The organism is Desulfovibrio sp. 7SRBS1 (assembly GCF_049723905.1).
Taxonomy (GTDB): domain Bacteria; phylum Desulfobacterota; class Desulfovibrionia; order Desulfovibrionales; family Desulfovibrionaceae.
On record NZ_JBJKFD010000001.1, the window covers coordinates 3,615,420 to 3,636,487 of the forward strand.

Annotated in this window: 12 protein-coding genes and 1 pseudogene; 6 read left to right on the top strand and 7 right to left on the bottom strand. The window is 56.6% G+C overall.

The window, feature by feature from the left end:
- The first annotated feature begins 30 nt into the window (after positions 1-30).
- The 3 genes from ACI0FJ_RS16110 (at position 31) to ACI0FJ_RS16120 (ending at position 6,623) form a co-directional block, all read left to right on the top strand.
- Positions 31-1,566 carry an SLC13 family permease gene (locus ACI0FJ_RS16110; protein ID WP_424305013.1) on the top strand — a complete coding sequence of 512 codons (1,536 nt, stop codon included), beginning with the start codon at positions 31-33 and terminating at the stop codon, positions 1,564-1,566.
- Positions 1,567-1,948: 382 nt separating this feature from the next.
- Positions 1,949-5,566, top strand: a complete 3,618-nt coding sequence (nifJ, locus tag ACI0FJ_RS16115; RefSeq protein WP_424305015.1) for a pyruvate:ferredoxin (flavodoxin) oxidoreductase — start codon at positions 1,949-1,951, stop codon at positions 5,564-5,566.
- Between the two features lie 283 nt (positions 5,567-5,849).
- Positions 5,850-6,623: a tetratricopeptide repeat protein gene (locus ACI0FJ_RS16120; RefSeq protein ID WP_424305017.1), complete on the top strand. Its 774-nt coding sequence runs from the start codon at positions 5,850-5,852 to the stop codon at positions 6,621-6,623.
- 648 nt (positions 6,624-7,271) lie between these two features.
- On the opposite strand, the gene ACI0FJ_RS16125 is transcribed toward ACI0FJ_RS16120, so the two are convergent.
- Both ACI0FJ_RS16125 and ACI0FJ_RS16130 read right to left on the bottom strand, forming a co-directional pair.
- On the bottom strand, positions 7,272-8,216 hold the full coding sequence (locus ACI0FJ_RS16125) for a hypothetical protein (protein ID WP_424305019.1): 945 nt from the start codon (positions 8,214-8,216) through the stop codon (positions 7,272-7,274).
- A 306-nt stretch (positions 8,217-8,522) separates the two neighbouring features.
- Positions 8,523-9,737, bottom strand: a pseudogene (locus ACI0FJ_RS16130) (IS5 family transposase); the annotation flags it as partial.
- Positions 9,738-10,198: 461 nt separating this feature from the next.
- On the opposite strand from ACI0FJ_RS16130, the gene ACI0FJ_RS16135 reads away from it, so the two are divergent.
- Together ACI0FJ_RS16135 and ACI0FJ_RS16140 are read left to right on the top strand one after the other, a co-directional pair.
- The gene (locus ACI0FJ_RS16135) at positions 10,199-10,807 is read left to right on the top strand and encodes a TetR/AcrR family transcriptional regulator (protein WP_424305021.1); all 609 of its coding nucleotides are present in this window, start codon (positions 10,199-10,201) and stop codon (positions 10,805-10,807) included.
- A complete protein-coding gene (locus tag ACI0FJ_RS16140; protein ID WP_424305023.1) occupies positions 10,804-12,174 on the top strand; it encodes an MATE family efflux transporter in 1,371 nt (456 codons plus the stop codon). Before ACI0FJ_RS16135 ends, ACI0FJ_RS16140 begins: the two co-directional genes overlap by 4 nt.
- A gap of 62 nt (positions 12,175-12,236) precedes the next feature.
- On the opposite strand, the gene ACI0FJ_RS16145 is transcribed toward ACI0FJ_RS16140, so the two are convergent.
- The gene (locus tag ACI0FJ_RS16145) at positions 12,237-13,367 is read right to left on the bottom strand and encodes an AAA family ATPase (protein ID WP_424305025.1); all 1,131 of its coding nucleotides are present in this window, start codon (positions 13,365-13,367) and stop codon (positions 12,237-12,239) included.
- 437 nt (positions 13,368-13,804) lie between these two features.
- Here ACI0FJ_RS16145 and ACI0FJ_RS16150 point away from each other — a divergent pair, with 437 nt between their 5' ends.
- Positions 13,805-14,686 carry an alpha/beta fold hydrolase gene (locus tag ACI0FJ_RS16150; RefSeq protein WP_424305027.1) on the top strand — a complete coding sequence of 294 codons (882 nt, stop codon included), beginning with the start codon at positions 13,805-13,807 and terminating at the stop codon, positions 14,684-14,686.
- A 239-nt stretch (positions 14,687-14,925) separates the two neighbouring features.
- Here the strand turns inward: ACI0FJ_RS16150 and mdoH are convergent, their stop codons facing one another.
- Genes mdoH through ACI0FJ_RS16170 form a run of 4 tightly spaced genes read right to left on the bottom strand, consistent with a single transcriptional unit; the run spans position 14,926 to position 20,701 of the window.
- Positions 14,926-17,058, bottom strand: coding sequence for a glucans biosynthesis glucosyltransferase MdoH (gene mdoH / locus ACI0FJ_RS16155; RefSeq protein WP_424305029.1), 2,133 nt, complete (start codon positions 17,056-17,058; stop codon positions 14,926-14,928).
- Positions 17,048-17,455 (bottom strand): hypothetical protein, encoded by a 408-nt coding sequence (locus ACI0FJ_RS16160; protein ID WP_424305031.1) that lies wholly within the window; start codon positions 17,453-17,455, stop codon positions 17,048-17,050. The genes mdoH and ACI0FJ_RS16160 overlap by 11 nt, the downstream gene beginning before the upstream one ends.
- Before the next feature lie 22 nt (positions 17,456-17,477).
- Positions 17,478-19,064 carry a glucan biosynthesis protein gene (locus ACI0FJ_RS16165; protein WP_424305033.1) on the bottom strand — a complete coding sequence of 529 codons (1,587 nt, stop codon included), beginning with the start codon at positions 19,062-19,064 and terminating at the stop codon, positions 17,478-17,480.
- Positions 19,065-19,078: 14 nt separating this feature from the next.
- On the bottom strand, positions 19,079-20,701 hold the full coding sequence (locus ACI0FJ_RS16170) for a glucan biosynthesis protein (RefSeq protein WP_424305035.1): 1,623 nt from the start codon (positions 20,699-20,701) through the stop codon (positions 19,079-19,081).
- Positions 20,702-21,068: the final 367 nt, after the last annotated feature.

Consider the following 21,068-nt stretch of genomic DNA (forward strand, 5'->3'; position numbering starts at 1 on the left):
TAGGCCGTGCAACCAGGAAAGGAGTGAGTTATGGCGCAAGAACCAGGTGCTGCTAAACGAATCGGTTTTTTTCTCGGACCTGCCATTTTTTTGCTGATGCTGCTGCTTCCTCATCCCGAGGGGATGTCTCCAGAGGCTTGGAAAGTTGGTGCCGTCACCGTGCTGATGGCAATCTGGTGGATTACTGAAGCCATCCCCATTCCGGCCACATCCCTCCTGCCCATTGCCATGTTTCCGTTGCTCGGCGTAATGAAGTCCGCGCATGCCACGGCGCCTTACGCAAACCACCTTATTTACCTGTTCATGGGCGGTTTTTTCCTGGCCGTCACCATGGAACGCTGGAACCTGCACCGCCGCGTGGCCGTGCATACCATCAAATTGGTCGGCACCAGTCCGGCCCGGATGATTCTCGGGTTCATGCTGGCTACGGCCTTCCTGTCCATGTGGGTGTCCAACACCGCCACCACCATGATGATGGTGCCCATCGGCCTGGCCGTTATCCAGCAGGCCCTGAACCTTACCTCGGATCAGATTCGCGAAGGTGCGTCCCACAGCAAGGCGACAGAGTTCAACTTCGGCAAGGGGCTGATGCTCGGCATCGCTTACGCAGCCTCCATAGGCGGCGTGGCAACCATCATCGGTACCCCCCCCAACACCATCATGGTCGGCATGGTCGACAAAATGTACGGCGTGCAGATCGGTTTCGACCAGTGGATGATGTTCGGCGTGCCTCTGTCCGCTGTCATGCTCGGAGCTACCTGGCTTATTCTGGTGAAATTCCTCTTCCCCATGAAAGGCCTGGAACTGGGCGGCGGCGCTGCCATCATCGACGAGGAAATCCGCAAGCTCGGCCCCATGAGCAAGGAAGAAAAGTACATCGTCTGTGTTGGCCTGTTCGTGGCTGCTTTCTGGATGTCCCGCGGCTTTCTGAACAAAGCCGACTTCATCAAGGATATTTTCCCCAACTTTAAGTACGTGGCCGACGCCACCATCGGTATTCTCGGCTCCCTGATCCTGTTTGCCATTCCCATCGACTTCAAGAAGGGCAAGTTCCTCCTGGATTGGAAGACGGCCGTGAAAATTCCCTGGGACGTCATCCTGCTCTTCGGCGGCGGCCTTGCCATTGCCAACGGTTTTGCCAAGACCGGCCTGGCTGCCTACATCGCCAGCCAGCTGTCCCTGCTGGAAGGTTCCAGCATCGTGGTCTTTGTCGGCGTGGTCGTGTGCATGACCATCTTCCTGACGGAAATCACCTCCAACACCGCCACCGCCACACTGCTGGTGCCCATCATGGGTGCAGCCGCCATAGCCATGGGCGTGCATCCCTACGCCACCATCATCGGCGCCTGCGTGGCCGCTTCCTTCGCCTTTATGTTGCCTGTGGCAACGCCGCCCAACGCTGTCGTGTTCGGATCGGGCTGCGTGACCATAGGGCAGATGGCCAAGGCGGGCATATGGCTCAACATTATTGGGACCATTCTCATCACCGCCTTTGTCGTCTACATCATGCCCGTACTGTGGGGCGTGGATCTTACGCACCTGCCTGCATGGGCGATTCCCAAATAAACCGGTACTTCGTCCGATCCTCATAGCTTAGGGATCGGACGAATTCTCCGGACGGGCGGTCATCGCCGCCCGCCCGGAGAAAAATGTGGAGAGCCGATTCCGCTTCCCGGCCGGATGTTCGAGGCAAAGATGCGACGTGGTTGAACCATCGGGAAATCTACGGGGCATAAGGGTTGCGCGGAATTTTGACCATCTGACTGATATTTTCTGCCTTCATCCCCTGTTTTTTTTCGGCAAACTAAAATATGAGTACCTTGGGTTGTTCCGCATGGGTCGATACGGCAACTAATTGCCGTATAAGGAAGTGTATGCGGAACAGCTTTTTTAGGGCTTCGGTTTCCACGATTTTCGACAACGCATCGAGATGCAAGGAGGACACGATATGTCCAAAATGAAAACCATGGACGGCAACACCGCCACCACGCACGTGGCTTACGCCATGAGCGAGTGCGCCGCCATTTATCCGATCACCCCCTCGTCCACCATGGGCGAAATTGCCGATGAATGGGCCGCGCAGGACCGCAGGAACATCTTCGGCCAAAAGGTCAACGTTCGTCAGCTGCAGTCCGAAGCGGGCGCGGCAGGTGCTGCGCACGGCTGTCTGGCCGGTGGCGCGCTGACCACCACCTTTACGGCCTCGCAGGGCCTGCTGCTGATGATCCCCAACATGTACAAGATCTCCGGCGAGCTGCTGCCCGGCGTGTTCCACGTTTCGGCCCGCGCCATTGCCGCGCACGCCCTGTCCATCTTCGGCGACCATCAGGACATCATGGCCTGCCGCCAGACCGGCTTTTCCATCCTGTCGTCGGCTTCGGTGCAGGAATGTATGGACCTCGCTCTGGTCGCGCACCTTTCGGCCATTGAATCGAGCGTGCCGTTCCTGCACAGCTTCGACGGTTTCCGCACCTCGCACGAAATCCAGAAGATCGAAGTGATCGACTACGAGGACATGGCCAAACTGGTGAACATGGAAAAGGTGGATGCCTTCCGCGCCCGTTCCATGAACCCGGAGCATCCGCAGATTCGCGGTACGGCCCAGAACCCGGACATCTACTTCCAGGGACGCGAGGCCGCCAATTCCCACTACGACAAGGTCATCGACATCGTGGCCGCGGAGATGGCCAAGGTTTCCAAGCTTACGGGCCGTTCCTACAAGCCGTTCGACTACGTGGGCGCACCCGATGCGGATCGTGTGGTCGTGGCCATGGGCTCGTCCTGCGAAGCCGTGGAAGAGGTGGTCAACCACCTGCTTGCCAAGGGCGAAAAGGTCGGCCTGATCAAGGTCCGCCTGTTCCGTCCCTTCTCCATTGCCCATCTCATGGACGTGCTGCCGGCTTCCGTCACCAAACTCAGCGTGCTGGACCGCACCAAGGAACCCGGTTCCCTGGGCGACCCGCTGTACCAGGACATCTGCACCGCCTTCATGCAAAAGGGCAATGCACCCGACATCATCCCCGGCCGTTACGGTCTGGGCTCCAAGGAATTCAATCCGGCCATGATCAAGGCCGTGTACGACAATATGGCCGAAGGCCAGCCCAAGCATCACTTTGTGGTGGGCATTGAGGACGACGTTACCAACACCTCGCTGCCCCTGCCCGAAATTGCCGACACCACGCCCGAAGGCACGGTGCAGTGCAAGTTCTGGGGGCTGGGCTCCGACGGCACGGTGGGCGCCAACAAGCAGGCCATCAAGATCATCGGCGACAACACCGAACTGTACGCCCAGGGATACTTTGCCTACGACTCCAAAAAGTCCGGCGGCATCACCGTCTCCCACCTGCGTTTCGGCGAAAAGCCCATCCAGTCCACCTATCTGGTTTCGGCTGCCGATTACATTGCCTGCCACAAGTCCAGCTACGTCAATCAGTACGACGTGCTCGACGGCATCAAGGACGGCGGAACCTTCGTACTCAACTCCTCCTGGAACAGCGTGGAGGACATGGAGCGCGAACTGCCCGCAGCCATGAAGCGCACCATCGCCGCCAAAAAGCTCAAGCTGTACAACATCGACGCGGTCAAGATCGCGGGCGAGGTTGGCCTGGGCAACCGCATCAACATGGTCATGCAGACCGCCTTCTTCAAGCTGGCCGACGTCATCCCCTTTGAGCAGGCCGTTGATCTGCTCAAAAAGGGCATCCACGCCGCCTATGGCAAGAAGGGCGACAAGATCGTGAACATGAACGTGGCCGCCGTGGACAAGGCCGCGGACGCTCTGGTGGAAATCCAGGTGCCCGCCGCCTGGGCAGACGCCAAGGACGCTCCGGCCAAGGCCGTGGACGAACCCGCCTTCATCAAGGATGTGGTCCGGCCCATCCTGGCCCAGAAGGGCGACGACCTGCCCGTTTCGGCCTTTACCGCCGACGGCATCTTCCCGGTTGCCACCTCCAAATACGAAAAACGCGGCGTGGCCATCATGGTGCCCGAATGGATTGCGGACAACTGCATCCAGTGCAACCAATGCGCCTTTGTCTGCCCGCACAGCGCCCTGCGCCCTGTGCTGCTGACCGCCGATGAAATGGCCAAGGCTCCCGAAGGCTTTGCCGCACCGGAAGCCAAGGGCAAGCAGCTCAAGGGCATGCATTACCGCATGCAGGTCAACACCATGGACTGCCTGGGCTGCGGCAACTGCGCCGACATCTGCCCGGCCAAGGAAAAGGCGCTGGTTATGAAACCGTTGCCCACCCAGACCGATGTCCAGGTGCCCAACTTCAACTATACCGAGACCATCCCCTACCGCGACGACCTTATGCCGCGCACCACGGTCAAGGGCAGCCAGTTCCAGCAGTCCCTCATGGAATTCTCCGGGGCCTGCGCAGGTTGCGGAGAAACCCCGTACGTCAAGGTGCTTACCCAGCTCTTTGGCGAACGCATGGTTATTGCCAACGCCACGGGCTGCTCCTCCATCTGGGGCGCGTCCGCACCCACCGCGCCGTACTGCGTCAACAAGGACGGGCACGGTCCGGCATGGGGCAACTCCCTGTTTGAAGACGCGGCCGAGTTCGGTTTCGGCATGGAAATGGCCGTGAACAACCGGCGCGAATTGCTGGTTCAGAAAATTCAGGAAGCCTTGGACAGCGGCGTGGACGGCGACGTTGCCATTGCCCTGGAAGACTGGCTCCAGCACAAGGATTCTGCGGCTGCCTCGCGCGAGATCGGCGATAAGCTCAAGGGCCTGCTTGCGGGCAAGGACGGTGTTTTGGCTGAAATCGCCAAGGATGCCGACCTGTTCACCAAGAAATCCATGTGGGTCTTTGGCGGCGACGGCTGGGCCTACGATATCGGCTACGGCGGCGTGGACCACGTCCTGGCCTCGGGCGAGGACATCAACATCCTGGTGCTGGATACCGAAGTTTACTCCAACACGGGCGGACAGTCCTCCAAGGCGACCCCGCTCGGCTCCATTGCCAAGTTCGCAGCCGCAGGCAAGCGTACCGGCAAAAAGGACCTGGGCCGCATGGCCATGACCTACGGCTACGTGTACGTGGCCTCGGTCGCCATGGGCGCGGACAAGCAACAGACCCTCAAGGCCTTCCAGGAAGCCGAAGCCTATCCCGGTCCCTCGCTCGTCATCTGCTACGCACCCTGCATCAACCAGGGCATCCGCAAGGGCATGGGTAAGACCCAGGAAGAACAGAAGCTGGCCGTGGCCTCGGGCTACTGGCCTCTGTACCGCTTCAACCCGTCCCTGGCAGACGAGGGCAAGAACCCCCTCAGCCTGGACTCCAAGGCGCCCGACGGCTCCATGCAGGAATTCCTGGGCGGCGAAAACCGCTACGCCCTGCTGGAACGCCTGCACCCCGCAGACTCCAAGCGCCTGCGCGAGCAAATAGAAAAAGACTACAACGAACGCTACGAAGCCCTGAAGTTCATGACCGAAGCCAACTACTTCAGCTCCGAGGCCACTGCCAACGGCCCTGAAGCATGCACGGTCTCTGAAACTCCGGAACACGCCCGCCCCGATGGCGGCGAACCCTGCGACGACGGTCGCAGCGGGGAATAACGAAGAATAAAGATGGGGGAGAGCGGGGCGCTGCCCCGCACCCTGCCGGGGGCCATGATGGCCCCCGGACCCCCGCGGTGTGTTTCCACAGTAAGATCCCGGCAATGCTCTTTGAGCATTGCCGGGATCTTACTGTGGAAACACGTGCATGAATTGAATTACTAAAAGTGTAGTGTATAAAATCGTTTCCGCTAAAGGTGTTGTTGTTATATTTGCTTGTTATTGTTATAGATAATATTATAGCTGGTTGTGCATTTAGTTGAGTAAAAAGGAGAGGAAAGCGATGGGAGATGTTGTTTGGCTACAAATAATCCAATCTATTTTTTGGTTGTTGATAGTGATAGGAATTATCTGGGGATTTAGAAAGGAACTAAAAAATCTTCTTGAATCTTTAGGTCGGGTTGAAGTTGCTGGTGCTGCTTTCCAATTTGGCGATAAGAAAGACACTCTCCGCTCGTATATGCTATTGTCTGGTACTTTGGTAGATGTTTTATCCCAAACTGAAAGAATAGAACATCTGGCCAAGCTTTTGACTTCTGTTCAAGTGGAGTACTTGGGGCAATTTGCTTTGAAATACACAAAAGAGTTGCCGCAAAGTGAGTGGAATGAAGAACTTTTAAAGAATATAGCATTTTTATTGTTGCGGTTTGGCAGGTATCCGCAGGCAGTTCATATATGCGATATCCTTTTAAAGGAAAGACCTGATAATTTAGAATTGCTGAATATAAGAGGATTAGCACTCATGACTTCAAGGTCAGATGGGCCTATTCTACAAGCAAGAGAATTGTTTAAAAAGCTTGTTTCTAGGTATCCAGAGTTACCATATATCAGGTTTAATTATTCTCTTGCATTGTCATTGGCTGGAGATATAGACATGTCTTTGCGAGAAATGGAACGTGTAATTAATGATGGGTATTGGAAAGAGAAAGGAGATTTACTTTCTGACCCTTTATTTCTTCCTGTAAAAGAAAAGAAGCCTGATGAAGTAATAGAGTTAAGTGGTTATATCAATAAACTAAAGGAGAAGTACTTTTCTGAAATGAGTGGGTCCGTATAATTATTTTTGACTTTCTACAATTATTTGTAATGAATTTTGTATTTGTTAAGTTAGTGCAGTTTGTCTTTTTGAATATTACATATTAATCCTCCTCCCATTCGCCACGTCCAGCAGGGCGTGGCGCACCTGCTGCTCACAAGTTGCAATGCAGCCTGCAAGCCTATGGCGCAAGGGCGTTACCTCACCTGCCTTGGTTCGAAAAGGCGGCAAAGACTTCTTTTGAGATACCTGCGGCCCCTTCGTGCCGGAGGGGGAGGGGAAGGTGCCGGAAACAAGCGGGGGAACCGGGCGCGTTGACCGGGTTCCCCCACTGTTTCTGGCGAAATATCAAAACCTAGACTTGGCAACTGGGTAAAGGGATACCACGACTTCTATTTTTCCCACATCCTCCTTACTCTTCAATGCGCGTTCGCGCATTGTGCTTGTGCCTCTCTCTACCTGCCGCAGTAACGCAGTTAGCACAGAGTTTTCATCGCCCTGACGCAGGAAGCAGGCACGTTACCGAACTTGCCCAATAGAGTTTCTTGCAAAACACTAATTTATAATATGGGAATAAAAGATAGAATAGATCGTTATCTGAACTGGAGAAGTTCTGCTCAATACCGTCCCGGTATTCCTACGGACGAAATGAATTTACCGGACGGGCTACTAAACAAAAATATCAATGCTGGGAGCAGCACTACCAGATTCTGCAGCGCCTGAAGCCTCGCCCTGATGTGCCCCCGCTGTGGCTGTAGCTCCAGTTGTTCCAGATGCTCCCGATACTCCAGATACTGAATTCGACTGCGCAGAAGCGGCATTCTCGGAAACAGCTTTCTGCTGGGCGGCAATGGTGCCGTCGGCTGGGGCTGGCGCCTTCTCTCCAGAAGCAGCTCCCTGCACGGAGGTATTATCGCCGCTTTGTTGTTCGCCGGACCCACTTTTGCCTTGGTTGTTCTTCTCCTTAGTGGCTTCAGCCATTTTATCGATGGCTTCCTGCACCGTTGCCTGTGCACTATCCGCAGACGATTCCTCGGTGCCTTCGGCTTTTTTTTCGTTCTTTTCTTCTGTTTCCTCTTCAGCCTTGTCCAGCTCTTCCTTGGCATCTTTGCTGATTTTCTTTGAGACGACGTGGTCTAACTTGCTTTCTATCTGCCGGGCGACCGCTTCCAAAGGTTGGCCTGCTCTCAGGCTGTAGATTGAGTTTACAAGCACACCTTGCATTTGCGTTGCAAACTCGTTCTGCATCTTGAGGCTGTCGAGCTGGCCCTTCAAATATTTGGATTGTTCTTTGGCTTGATCTGCGAAAAGATTCGAAATGAGGCTGCTGTCTTTGTCTGCATAAGCACCGATCAGCGCTTCTTGGAGCGCTCCCGCGGTGGTTTGCGAATAATCCGGAACGCATGAATGGAGCAGCGCTGGGAGCGAAACCGTTAATGTGTTCCTCTTTCCTGATGATTCGTCTGTATTCGAGGGGAGGTTTTCAGATTTCCGGGCCGGTGCGTTTTTTTCAACACCATCCTCAGCCTGCGCTTTCTGGCCAGGTATATTGAAAGTGAATGCAGAGCTGCTCGATGCTCCGAATGTAATTCCACTGGCTTGGGAAATTGACATCAATATCCTTTCGCATAAAGCGCGTGATGCTAGGCCAAGTTGGGCTGTGTCAGTATAATATATCGGACATGTATTCTGGAAACTTTATGCTTTTTTATATATTTTCTGTTAATATCTTGCAGAAAAAAATGCTTCTTTTGTAGAGAAATTGGTAACGAAGGCAGGCGGTTAAACAACATTTAGATTGTTATTTAGTCAGGCCTGAAAAACCCGTTTCAGCTTCTACGCCACATTTTCCGCCAGCCGTCGGCTTGAGTCTTTGCCGAGGAGCAGAAACGCCAAGAGCGCAAAAAACTCTCCGATTTTCCGCATCCACTTCCTGAAGTTGAACGCCGCTGCGGCCATAAACAAGTTAATGGCGTCGCCGACCGCGCCCTTGAGATAGCTCCGGGCCATGCGGTGATCGTGTTTGAGATGGCCGATCACCGGCTCGATAGCCGCCCGACGGCGGAAGCGGAGCCGCGCCATAAGGCGCTGGTACGGTGTGTCCTTCTTCTTCGGAGGCTTTGGGATGAGGATTTGCGTGTCACCGACCTGATTCAGGCCCCTGTAGCCTCGGTCGCAGATCGCCATGGACGGACAGACCCCGGTGACCTCCCAACACTGTTCGAGGACATCCGGCAACGTATGGCCGTCGTAGACGTTCTCGTTGAACGACATCGCGCCGACGATGATACCCGTAGTTTTTGTGACCGCGATGGACGCCTTGCGCCCGAACTCGTACTGCTTGTGCGCTTTACCCTTGGAGATGCAGAGAATATCGGGTTCGTGTAGGCTGTAGACCTTATTCTTGTCGCTTCGTTTCTGGTCCTTGACCCGCTCGTACAGGTCAAGTCGCTCCTGGTGGCGGCCCAGGGCTTCGCCCGGCAATTTGCGCCGGAGTTCACGGATCAAGGCACCAGCCATTGTCCGCATCTTCCTCGCCTTTTTGGCCATCTTCATCCGTTTCAGCCGAAGCTTGGGGAGCGTGCGCTTGAAGCTGCGGCGTAGACCGACGCCTTCGCTGTCCGCGATCTTACGGCAGCCCTCGATGACTTTGGTCAAAAGCTTCAGGTCGGTAGGAAAGGTTACGTTCTTTTCCTGGACCGTGGTATCCACCGTGATCTCTCGTTCTTTGGCGTCATCACCGTGCAGTTCCACGGAGACCTCGAAAATCAGTCGTGCCCCGTCCTCGCCAATGCGCTTGCGGAAATAGATCAAATCCGTGGGATCGCAAGGCAGCTTCCACTGGAACTCGGTCATACCGCAAAACGCCTGGTAGTAGGGATTTTGCGTCCATGCCTCCACGACCCGTTCGTCGCTCAGATTCTCCAACTGCTTGAGCAGCATCAGCCCGACCATTAGCCGGGGCGGCTTGGCTGGCCGACCTTGGTCGCTGTAGAGTCCGGCGAACTCCTCCTCGAATCGCCCCCAGGGAATTCTCCTCGCCAATTGAAGGAGCGGAGCCTTCGGATTGAGCTGGTCCAGAAGGTCTGGGTAAAGGAACGTACCCTGCGGCTGTTTTTTGGGTTTTGCCCTCATGATTCTCCCGCCATTCGCTGCATCATTTCGACCGGTTTTATACGAATTCACAACGTTCTCTGGTCGAAAATACTACATTGTACAAGGAGAATTGTTAATAAAAATCAATCCACTAGAGATATTTCAGGCCCGACTATTTAGCCGGTCAAAGGCTCACTCTGCACTTTTCTCCAATTTTCGTCGCAAGCAACCTCAACATTTTTCCCACTCGCCACGTTCCCGGAATTGAGCGGCGTGGCTGCGGCGGACAAGGTGCAACACAGCTTGCGATTCCGTGGCGCAAAGCCATTTCCTCCCATCACTCTTCGATTTCATTTTTCAGGATAACCTCGGGTTCCCCCCTTACCACGCGTTTCGGCATCCTTTTGCTGCTTATCGGCCTTCACTCCTTTTTATCTGGACAGGGGATGCATAAAATCATATTTACCTAGCGGTCGCTAGCTAGTTTTTTAGGAGGCATCATGTCGGAACTCTCTGGAACCAAATTGCGAATTGTGGATTGCTCCATCGAGCTTTTTGCACACAATGGCTATGGTGGTGTATCCGTGCGAGATATCGCCGCTGCTGTGGGTATCAAGGATGCCTCTATTTACAGCCATTTTGCCAGCAAGGGCGAAATACTGACCACCATCTACAATATGATGCGCGAAGTGTATCTTGTGGACAATCCCGATGCAGAGGCTCTGGACAGGATTCTCGTCCAATGCTCTCCTCTCCGCTTTACGGAAATTGGATTCCAACGCTTCAAAAAACGGCTGTCCGATCCCAAACAGGCCAATATCTTTTTGATTTTGCAACGCGAAAAATACAACGACTCCCGCGTGGCCTCTGTGTGGCGCGAGTATTTGACATACTGCATCGAATATATGGCCATGGTCTTTTCCAAGATGATCGAGAAAGGCTGGATAAGATCTTTGGATACAAGGCAGATGGGTGCGTCGTACATGCTTGCCGAAATGATGCTGCGCGAAGAATATGCCCATTGTCTTGCTTTGGGGCAAAGCACTGCTCCGACGGAAAAGCGTATCAAAGAGCATAATGAGTTTTTTCTGGGGTTGGTCTCACAATGAACGATTCTCGTACGCAAAGGCTGTGTGAAGAAAGGATCGGTTCTCTGCTGGTTCAGTACGCGGGACCGGCTATTGCAGGCCTGGTGGTTTTCGGCATCCAGACTTTGGTGGGCAATATCCTGGTGGGCCGATACCTGGGAACATTGGCCCTGGCGGGGTACACGGTTGCCAATTCCGTTGCCATGGTTGTGCTGGCCTGTGGGCTGTTGCTGGGCACCGGATCTTCAATCCATATTGCAATGCACCTGGGGGCGGGAAGAAAGGCTGCTGCCCAGGACATTTTTTCAGCGGCCTGCTTCTTGTGCGTGTTGGGTGGGGGCGGGCTGAGCCTTTTGGGGCTGCTTTTTCTGAGGCCCATGCTTATTGCATTTGGTGGTGCTGGCGACGTGTTGGCAGCGGCAACGGATTTCACCTGGGTGTTTCTGCTGGGCTGCTGCCCCTTTCTGCTGAATATGGTTTTTGGCCATGCGTTGCGGGCCACGGGCTATCCAATGAAAGCCCTTGTTGCGAACTATCTGAGCCTTCTTTTGAACATCGGCCTCATGCTCCTGTTTGTCTTCGTCTTTTCCCTGGGGCTGGAAGGCATTGCCGGTGCAAATATTCTGTCCTCCCTGGTGATATTCCTCTGGCTGACCGGACATTTTTGGGGGCGGGGAACCGTGGTCCGTATACTGTTGAACGGATTTCGGCAAAAGGGGCAAAGCATCCGGGCCATATTGAAAACCGGTTTTCCCACGTTTGCCCGGCAAATTCTCATGCCGGTAGTCGCCATCCTTTCCAACCATATTGCCATGTCTCTTGGAGGCGAGGCCGCTGTGGCCGTGAAAGGGGTGGTGGTGACGACCTATTTTTTCCTCATTATGCCGGTCCAGGGGATTGGAATGGGTATGCAGCCCATCGTCAGCTACAATTTTGGGGCGGGAAAAATAGCAAGAGTTCTGCGTGTCGTCCGGCTGGGGCTTGTGGGCAGTTGCGCCATCTGTTTGGTGGAAATGCTTCTGGTGCTTCCTTTTCGTGAGCGCATCGCGGGCTTCTTTTTGGCCGGGCAGTCTGGGCTGACGGCATCGGCCGGCCTGGGGATACTTCTTGCCCTGAGTGTGTTCCCCATTGCAGGCGTTCAGTATATCGGCATCAATGCCTTCCAATCCATGGGGCGGGAATCCCTGGCCTTGGCGGCCAGTATTTCCCGTTCCTTATTGTCCGCCGTGCTTATTGTCGTCCTTTCCTCTTTTTGGGGGATGAACGGTCTGTTCGCTGGCGGGGCTGTATGCGATCTTGTCATGGCTGTGGTCATAGGCGGGCTGCTTTGGGTGCAACACAGGAAGGCCCGTTCTTCCGGCCCGGCCGTCTGCCCGCAACGGACCTGAACAATGAGCCTGGCGTGCTCCGGCCAATGCCATAGCGGCCTGTATCAGGAGAGTGGGGCAGCTTAGAACGTCCGAACCAACCACTCCCGGAACACCGGATCAACCAACCTCCATTCCCCCTGCTCATCCTGCTCAATAATATCCTGGTTCGCCAGGTGCTTGCGGGCCGCCTGCACCCCGCCGAGCGAGAGGCCGTGCGCTTGCAGAAAAGCACTCGCCGTTATCTGGGCGGTTGCTTCCTTTGCAATCCCGCGCAGCAACTTCAGCTGCCCGGTGCTGATCCCCTGAATTATGGCCTGATACCCATAGCGTTCGTTGGCGAGCAGGGATTCGTAGGCTGTCGCCATATCCTCGACAGTGCAATTGTCTTGGCACTGCTCAAAGGCCCGGTAGGCCAAGGCCTGAAGATAATAGGGATAGCATTCGATTTTGCGGACAATGGCGAGGGCGGCATCTTGGGAGCACTGCTTCCCGGCCCTGCGGAACTGCTGTACGACAAAATCCACGCACTCGCCTTCGGGCAGGGGAGCAAGTTCCATCATGGTTGCGCTTTGATAGAACGGCCTGCCCTTGTTGGTGAAAATATCCAGCAGCACGCGCCGTCGGCTCCCCAGAAAAATATACGAGGCCTTGTGCCGCTGGATGTGTTCGCGCAGCATTGCCTCAACGCGGGGCTCCTTGATGTCCACAATGTCCTGAAATTCATCCAGGGCAATGCAGACCAGAAAATCCTCTTTTTCCAGGAACGCGCCAACCTCTTCCAGAACTTCTTCCAGCGCTTCGAGGGGAGGGATGTTGGCCCTGACCAGTTGCACGCCGATGGAAATCGACCCCGTGGCCGAATCAATGGACAGGTTGACCTGCAGGGAGGGGAAATGGGCCAGCCACCGTTTGCCCTTGTCGAGCAGGGACTCGTGTTCGTGCAGGCCGGTGATAATGGCTTTGGCCAGCCTGTGGACCATGTCCTCCACCGAGACAAGGCGCATGAACTGCGCGTAGATGACGCAGATGCCTTCGGCCCGTATCTGATGCTGCACCCGGGTTACCAGCGAGGTCTTTCCGTAGCGCCTGGGCGCGAAAAGGACGACGTTCATACCGTTGCGGGCATGCCCGGCCAGTTCCCTGAGTTCGCGGGCACGATTGCAAAACGGCTGGTCCGGCTCCAAGGTGTCTGTATGAAAAGGATTTCTCATGGTTATTGTTTTTAAATTATTGAAAAACAATAGTCAATGGAGAAGCAGGTCGAGGTCGAACAAACGCTCCCAGGGGGAAGGGCCTTGCGGGCGCGGAAATCCAGCTTTGGCTTGTGGTTGGGGGGGCAGCACCATGTGCGCCTGAAATTAAAGTTATTGCATTCCAATTATTAAAGGAGAACAGTTAGTTCCGATTTGTATGCCGGTTAAACAAGCGTCCGCGGGCGCTCTCTTTATTGTAGAATGCCAAAGAAATATGGGAATAGGCTGAATTGTAGGGATGTTGGGAGCAGGTTTTCCTCAGAGAGGATTCTTTGAGACCCTGCTGGGCGGCGAGTTGGTTATTTTTCTTTTCATTTTATCCATCTGTTCCAGCTGGCGAATTGCCGAAGCTGTGTTTGCGAAATGTGGATGCTTTTTGAAAAGGAGTTTTATCCATGGCTCAGGTGAAAGCGAATGGAATTGAGATTGAATACGAGACCTTTGGCGATATCTCGTCATCTCCTATTTTGCTGATAATGGGAGGCGGAAGCCAGCTGATTTATTGGGATGCCGGATTTTGCGAAGAGCTGGCGGAGAAAGGGCATTTGGTGATTCGGTTCGACAACCGTGATGTTGGCCTGTCGACCAAGTTCGAAGAAGCAGGCGTTCCCGACATGATGGCGGCAATGAACGGCGGGGCTGTGGGGCCTGCGTACACACTGGAGGACATGGCAGACGATGCCGTCGGTCTGCTCGATGCCCTTGGTATTGAGAAGGCGCATATCTGTGGGGCTTCCATAGGCGGGATGGTGGCACAGACTGTGGCGTATCGGCACCCAAAACGCGTTCTGAGCCTGACCTCCATCATGTCCAGCACGGGAAATCCTGACCTCCCGCAAATAAAGCCGGAAATTCTGGCCGAAGTATACAAGCCCGTTCCCGATGATCGCGAGGCGTATATCGAACATCAGGTGACCATGTGGCGAAAGATCTGGAGCCCCGGTTTTCCTTTTGAGGAAGATCGGTTGCGCACCCTGGTGGCCGAAAGCTACGATCGTTCGTACTATCCGCAAGGCCTGGCCCGTCAAGGTGCGGCAGTCCTTGCCCATGGCTATCAAAAGGACGCAATTGCCTCCATCACTGCTCCGACGCTTGTTATCCACGGCGATATGGATCCGTTCATGCCCGTGGAAGGAGGCAGGGAGACTGCGCAGCTGATAGCCGGGGCGAAGTTGTTGATAATCAATGGAATGGGGCACGACGTTCCCCAGGATGTCTGGCCGAAAATAGCCGCGGCCATGGCCGAGCACACACAGCAGGTTGATGCTACAATCTGATAGGTATTTTCTGAATGCGCGGAGTTTTCAACGCCCTGACGCGGGAAGCGGGCGTGTTGCCCGAGTTCCCCCACTGTTTCTGGCATAACGATGCGCGTTCGCGCATTGCGCGTGCCTTTCACAACCTGCCGTACTAACGCCACCCGCACGAAATCTTTAAGTTGGCATTCCACTATTGCCTTTCAATTATTGAAATTCAATAGCCAGCTTCCAAAGCTTATTTCCAACGTCATTCCCCGCTAAAACCGCACACCCCACTGCCGCACCAGCTCCACTTCAGGCAATCCCCATACCTCCCGATGCAGCGTGCGCATCCTGGCCGGATCACCCAGCAACACCAGTTTTTCCTCGCTGCCCAGGGCATCCGGGCCTTTCTGCAAAGCGCGCTCAACCAGTCTGTCGCGTTGTTCGGCAATGGCTGGGGCAAGAGAGCGCTCCGTGCCAAGGCCCCGGCAATGCAGGGCGTTCAGACCGGGATCGACCACGGCGCGGGCAAACCCGTGTTCACGTACCATACCCAGCGGCACAGGCATGTTTTCCAGTTCTTGGGCAAAGGCGGTAACGTCGCGGATTTCCTTTTCCGGCACGGTCTCCTCGGGTATGAGTAGCATTTTGTGCCGTCGCAGCCACAGGCCGATGCTCCGGCGGCTGGTGATGACGGAGATGGGTGCAGACAGCACCACGGGCAGAACAATGGGCGAAATCCACCAGAAAAAGGTCGGGGCATATACCCAGGTCGAGCCGCCCCACAGCAGGCCAAAAAACATGCTTCCGCCGTGATAGCGCAGGGCATCGCCCCAGGTGGTGCTGCTGTCGTCGCGTTGCTGCGATCCCCAGCCGATCTGCCTGCCCAGCATGGTGATGAATACGAACTTGCTGTGCGAAAGCATGCGGATGGGGGCCAGAAACGCCGAGACCACGACTTCCAGCAGAATGCTGAGAAACAGGCGTATGGGCCCGCCGAAATGCCGGGACTGCCTAGTTTTGCAGACCAGCAGCAGGTAGCTGAGAATCTTCGGGAAAAAAAGCAGCACTGCCGTGGTGCCCAGCAGGGCCATGGCCCACATGGGCTCCCACACGGGCCAGACCGGAAAGAGCGACTTGGTGGCGGAAAAATAGACCGGCTCGCTCAGGGCCAGCAGCAGGGCTTCGGCCGTGGACAGGGCCAAAAACAGAAACCACAGCAGGGCCGAGGCATAGCTCATGGCCCCGTTGAGGAAAAGCACCCGGTGGGCCGGAAAAAGGCCTTCGGTAAAGAGCAGGCGCAGGTGTTGCAGGTTGCCCTGGCACCAGCGGCGGTCGCGCTTGAGTTCGGCCAGCAGGTTGGGCGGGGCTTCCTCCCAGCTGCCGTCCAGGTCAAAGGCCAGCCATACGCCCCAGCCTGCGCGCCGCATCAGCGCGGCTTCCACAAAGTCGTGGCTCAGGATGTCGCCGCCTAGGGGGGGCTTGCCCGGCAGTCGCGGCAGACCGCAATGCTCCATAAAGGGCTTGATGCGGATGAGCGCATTGTGGCCCCAATACTGGGCGTCGTTGAATTGCCAAAAGTGCAGCCCGGCCGCGAACATGGGGCCGTACACGCGGTTGGCGAACTGTTGCACCCGCCCCAGAAAGGTGTCCCGTCCAAAACAGGACGGCGCGGTCTGCAGAATGCCCACATCGGGACGGCGCTGCATGATGTCGACCATGCGGGTCAGGGTGGCCCCCTTCATCACGCTGTCCGCGTCAAACACCGCCATGTATTCGTAGTCGGCCCCGTGCCTGCGGCAGAAGTCGGCCACGTTGCCGCTCTTGCGCTTCAGGTTCACCTTGCGCCGGCGGTAGAAAATCTGCTCTTGCGCGCCCAGTTCGCGCACCAATTCGGCCCAGGCCGCTTCTTCTTCCAGCCATTTGTCCGGGCCGTGCGAGTCGCTCAGAATGAAAATGGCGAATTCGGATGCGCGTCCGGTTTCGAGCAAAGACAGGTACGTGGCCTTGATACCGGCCATGACGCGCGGAGTTTCCTCGTTGCAGATGGGAAAGAGCACGGCTGTTCGGGCCGGGGGAATATCGCCCGGTTCGGCTCCAAGCGTCGCCCGGCTGACCGCGAAACGGTCGTAGCGGCGCAGCAGGCTCAGCCCGCCCATGAGCGCGGTCCAGAATCCCACGGAGATCCAGGCGAACAGAATGGAGTAGACCAGCACTATGGCGGTTTCCAGCGGCGTGCCGCCCTGGTGCGGCAGCACCGAGCCCACGTAGGCGGCGGCCGCGGCGGCAGGCACCACGATGAGCAGGGTCAGCAGGGCCCGCCGCTTGCGCAGGGAGCGCTTCCAGGGCTTTTTGTACGGCGTTTCCGGCGGGGTGACGTACGAGGCGTTGCTGCGGCTATGCGACATAGTCTGCGCCCCATTGCGCGGCCAGGGAGAAGAACAGGGTCAGGGCCAGCAGCGCGGCCAGAAGAAGCAGGAAAAGCGCCTGGCTCCAGCGGGATGCGCTCCGCGCCTTGGCGTGCGACTCGGTCTGGGGGCGGCCCAGAACGGCAGTCGGCATGTGTGCCCTGCACAGTTCGGGATGCAGAGGCGGAAACAGGCTGGTGTCCGGCTCGGGCAGACGGGAGTGCAGCAGGGCCAGCGCCTGTTCGGTTCCAACACCTTCCGCTCCTTCGGCATCGTCTTCGGGCAGATCGCGCAGTACGGAAAGGGCCAGCTCCAGCCGCTGTTTTGCACCCATGGGGTATTGGCGCAGGTAGTCGTACAAGCGGTCGGCTATCTGCTCCTGGCCCTGTCGTGTCATGTCCGGGCCTGTGCCGGATGGCTTATTGCGGGATAAAGGCATAGTTCCATGTTTCCGTCAGAACTTTGTCGTTGATGCGCAAAAAGGCGCGCAGGGTCACGGGGGCTATTTTCTTGGGCAGCACAAAATCCATGGGAGTGGAGGCTGCCTCGCTCCTGACCGTGAAGGTCAGCCGCCAGCCACCGCTTTCCGGGTTCTTGACCACTTGCAGGTCGGTAACCGAAACACCGGGGCCGCTGGTGACCACGGCCTCCACCTTGGCAGGTGGCTGGAGCAGGTGCAGGGCCTTGCCCATGAAGTCGATGACGTAGCGCTGTGTTCCGCGGGCGGGCCGCATGGCGCGCGTGGCGGCCACATACCCCAGGGGCGGATGCTGGTTGGGCCGTCCGCTCCACTCCAGCGTGTATTCATAGTGCATGGGCTGGCCCACGGGCCACGCCTTGGACGGGGTCCAGAACACCACGATGTTGTCGTGAATGTCTTTGTTCGATGGAATTTCTATAAGTTCCAGATGGCCTTTGCCCCAGCGTCCCTTGGGGGTGACCCACAAGTCGGGCCGCTGCCCGAAGCGGGATTCCAGGTCTTCATAGTGATGGAAGTCGTCATCCCGCTGGATAAGGCCGAATCCCTTTGGGTCGTCAGCCGCAAAGGTGGCGATGCGCAGCGTATCCGGGTTTTCCAGAGGCCGCCAAAGCCAGTGATTTTCGTCTTCGGCTATGAGCAGTCCGTCCGAGTCGTGCACTTCGGGGCGGTAGTCGTCTATGGGGCGCGGGCTGGTGTTCTCTCCGTACAGGAACATGCTGGTCAGCGGTGCCAGCCCCGGTTTGGCAACGGAGGTGCGCAGAAACAGGGTGGCCGTCACGTCCATGGTGGTGGGGCTGCCGGGGCGGAGCACGAACTTGTAGGCCCCGGTCAGGCTTTTGCTGTCGAGCAGGGCGTGGATGGTCAGGGTCGTGCTTTTCCGGGCCGGGTGTTCAATCCAGAATTCGCGAAAGTAGGGAAACTCTTCCCCGTCGGGGTGGCCCGTGTTCAGGGCCAGGCCGCGTGCGGACAGGCCGTAGCGTTGCCCTTTGGCCACGGCCCGGAAGTAGGTGGCGCCCAAAAAGGCGGCCACTTCGTCGGAGTAGCGGTCGGAATTGAGATGCGACATGACCCGGAAACCGGCATAGCCCATCTGGGGCGTCATCTGCCCGATAATGTTGTGGTTCCTGCCGTAGTCGAAGTTGTTCACATCAAAGGGCAGTTTCTGCACCTCTCCGCCGGAGACCAGATTGATGGTTACCGGAGTGTTGTAGAGCATGCCCGGATGGAACAGCTGGATCTTGAACGGCAGGTTGCCTTTGGCCCAGATGGTCCGTTCCTTTTTGAAGGTGATGTCCTGCCACTCCTCCTGGCTCAGCTTGCCCAGGGCCTCGGGAAAAGGCTGGGGCGGCTGAAAGGGCTGCTTGCTCAGTTCCTTTGCCTTGTTCTGCACCACGGAGGCCGAGAACGTCGCCGCCAAAGCCGCGGCAGGCAAAAGAAGAAGGCAGGACAAGATCAGCGCCGCAAACCCGATAACCTGGCGCGGACGCGGCTTCTTGGGGGAAAGCGCGTGTACGGATATATTCATGATACTCCGGTGATCTATTGCAAGTGTCCCGCATTGAACAGCTGGCGCTGGTCGGGAGCGGGCGGTGCCCACTGGTACAACCATGTTTCGGTCAGGGGCTTGCCGTCGGCTTCCAGACGCAGGCGCAGGTTCAGCGGCGTGCGGCTGTTGTCGGGCGGCACGATGTCGAACTGCACCCTGTACCCGTCGGATTGGGGCTGGGGACGCACGGAGGCCATTTCCACCTGTCCAGCGGAAGCGTCGATGACGGCCTTCACCTCGGTGTTGGAGGCAAGGTCGGGCAACGGGCCGCCCGTAAAGTCCACCACAAAGCGCCTGCTGTAGTGGGTGCGCTTTTTACCCATTTCGCCGCCCAGTCCCGTGTAGGTATTCACCACATAGGCAAGGTCGCCGGGCAGGGGCGGCCGGGTGCCCCAGGAGAGGTTGTAGCTGTAAAGCAGCTCCTGGCCGGGCCGGACGGGTTTGTCCGGATGCCAGAAAGCCACGATGTTGTCGAATGTTTCGTCCAGGGCCGGTATTTCCACCAGCTGCACAGCGCCCTTGCCCCAGTCGCCCAATGGTTCAATCCACAGGCCGGGCCGTTTTTCGTAAAACAGGTTCAGGTCCTGGTAGTGGTCGAAGTGCATGTCGCGCTGGAGCAGCCCGAATCCCCTGGGATTGTCGTTGCGGTAGGCATTGAAGGCCAGTCTGTCCGGGTTGGCCAAAGGCCGCCAGACCCATTCGCCGTTTCCGGCGTGCATGGCAAGCCCGTCCGAGTCGTGGATTTCCGGCCGCCAGTCGTAGTCGATGCGGCGGTCGTTTTCCCCCACCATGAACATGCTGGTCAGCGGGGCCACACCAATCCGCTCTATGGCCTTGCGCGGATAGACAGCGGCATCGACCTTCATACGCAGGGTCTTGCCGTAAAAGATGTCGAACTTGTAGGCACCGGCAACGCTGGGCGAATCCATAAGCGCGTACAGCGTCATGGAGTCGCTGCCGGGGGCCGGTTGCTCGAGCCAGAAATGGGAAAAGCGCGGGAACTCCTCGGGCCTGGGCAGGCCGGAATCCACGGCCAGGCCACGTGCGGAAAGGCCGTACTGCATGGTGTCGCCCACGGCGCGAAAATAGGTGCCCCCCAGAAAGGAGACCACGTCGCGGGTCCAGTCGTTCTTGAAGTACAGGCGAAAACCGGCATAGCCCAGGTTGGCGGGCAGGCTGGCTCCGTCCACTCCGGAGTCTCCGTAGCGGAACATGGTCGGATCGTAGGACAGGTCGCTCACCGTGCCGTTCTGCACCAGGGAAATGGCCACCGGCGTCAGAAAATAGCCGCCGCGGTGAAACAGCTCCACCCGGTAGGCGGATTGTTCGTTTGTCCACACGGCCCGGCTGCGGTCGAAGGTGATCTGCTGGTATTTGTACCAGCTCAGATCGCTCAGGGAAGCGGGCAGTTTGGTGGATGGCTTTTGATAGGGGACGGATGCCAGATGACGGGCGTATCCCTTGAGCCGGGCGAAATCAAAGCCCGGAGCGTTCAGGCCGGATGTTTTGGCAAAAGAGGGAGTACCGGTGCCGATGGTGGCCGACACCGTCAAAAGAAGCAGGAGAAAAAGTCCGACGGATCGCGCCAGGCGTTGGTTCGAATACAGAGGGGGCATATTTTTTTTCCTTCAATAAGGGTGTTGCGGGAAAAATCCCGGCATGTTTCGCGACCAGCTTCATATCCCCCTCGTGCAGCGACAGCGGCTTGCATGAATGCAGATGGTCGTCGGAAATCATGGAGCACCTTTTGAGTTTACTATAACAGCAGAAAAATAACATTCTGCTCAACAAATATTAAAGAATACGCTTTTTGGTTTTCAAATACGAAACGGAAGATTTGTCAACTACGGTGCCTTTGTTGCATTTATCCGGTTTTTGAATGTGTATTCTGCGACTTTGAACGGCTTGCATGTTTTTTGTGCCTGCATAAGATTGTTAGTGATTATGTACGCTTGCAGGAATCATGCATCCAGGCTTTTTGTC

Excerpts from the sequence above, each read along its gene's own strand:
- ACI0FJ_RS16110 (WP_424305013.1), top strand. The coding sequence starts at position 31 with ATGGCGCAAGAACCAGGTGCTGCTAAACGAATCGGTTTTTTTCTCGGA.
- nifJ (WP_424305015.1), top strand. The coding sequence starts at position 1,949 with ATGTCCAAAATGAAAACCATGGACGGCAACACCGCCACCACGCACGTG.
- ACI0FJ_RS16120 (WP_424305017.1), top strand. The coding sequence starts at position 5,850 with ATGGGAGATGTTGTTTGGCTACAAATAATCCAATCTATTTTTTGGTTG.
- ACI0FJ_RS16125 (WP_424305019.1), bottom strand. The coding sequence starts at position 8,216 with ATGTCAATTTCCCAAGCCAGTGGAATTACATTCGGAGCATCGAGCAGC.
- ACI0FJ_RS16135 (WP_424305021.1), top strand. The coding sequence starts at position 10,199 with ATGTCGGAACTCTCTGGAACCAAATTGCGAATTGTGGATTGCTCCATC.
- ACI0FJ_RS16140 (WP_424305023.1), top strand. The coding sequence starts at position 10,804 with ATGAACGATTCTCGTACGCAAAGGCTGTGTGAAGAAAGGATCGGTTCT.
- ACI0FJ_RS16145 (WP_424305025.1), bottom strand. The coding sequence starts at position 13,367 with ATGAGAAATCCTTTTCATACAGACACCTTGGAGCCGGACCAGCCGTTT.
- ACI0FJ_RS16150 (WP_424305027.1), top strand. The coding sequence starts at position 13,805 with ATGGCTCAGGTGAAAGCGAATGGAATTGAGATTGAATACGAGACCTTT.
- mdoH (WP_424305029.1), bottom strand. The coding sequence starts at position 17,058 with ATGTCGCATAGCCGCAGCAACGCCTCGTACGTCACCCCGCCGGAAACG.
- ACI0FJ_RS16160 (WP_424305031.1), bottom strand. The coding sequence starts at position 17,455 with ATGACACGACAGGGCCAGGAGCAGATAGCCGACCGCTTGTACGACTAC.
- ACI0FJ_RS16165 (WP_424305033.1), bottom strand. The coding sequence starts at position 19,064 with ATGAATATATCCGTACACGCGCTTTCCCCCAAGAAGCCGCGTCCGCGC.
- ACI0FJ_RS16170 (WP_424305035.1), bottom strand. The coding sequence starts at position 20,701 with ATGCCCCCTCTGTATTCGAACCAACGCCTGGCGCGATCCGTCGGACTT.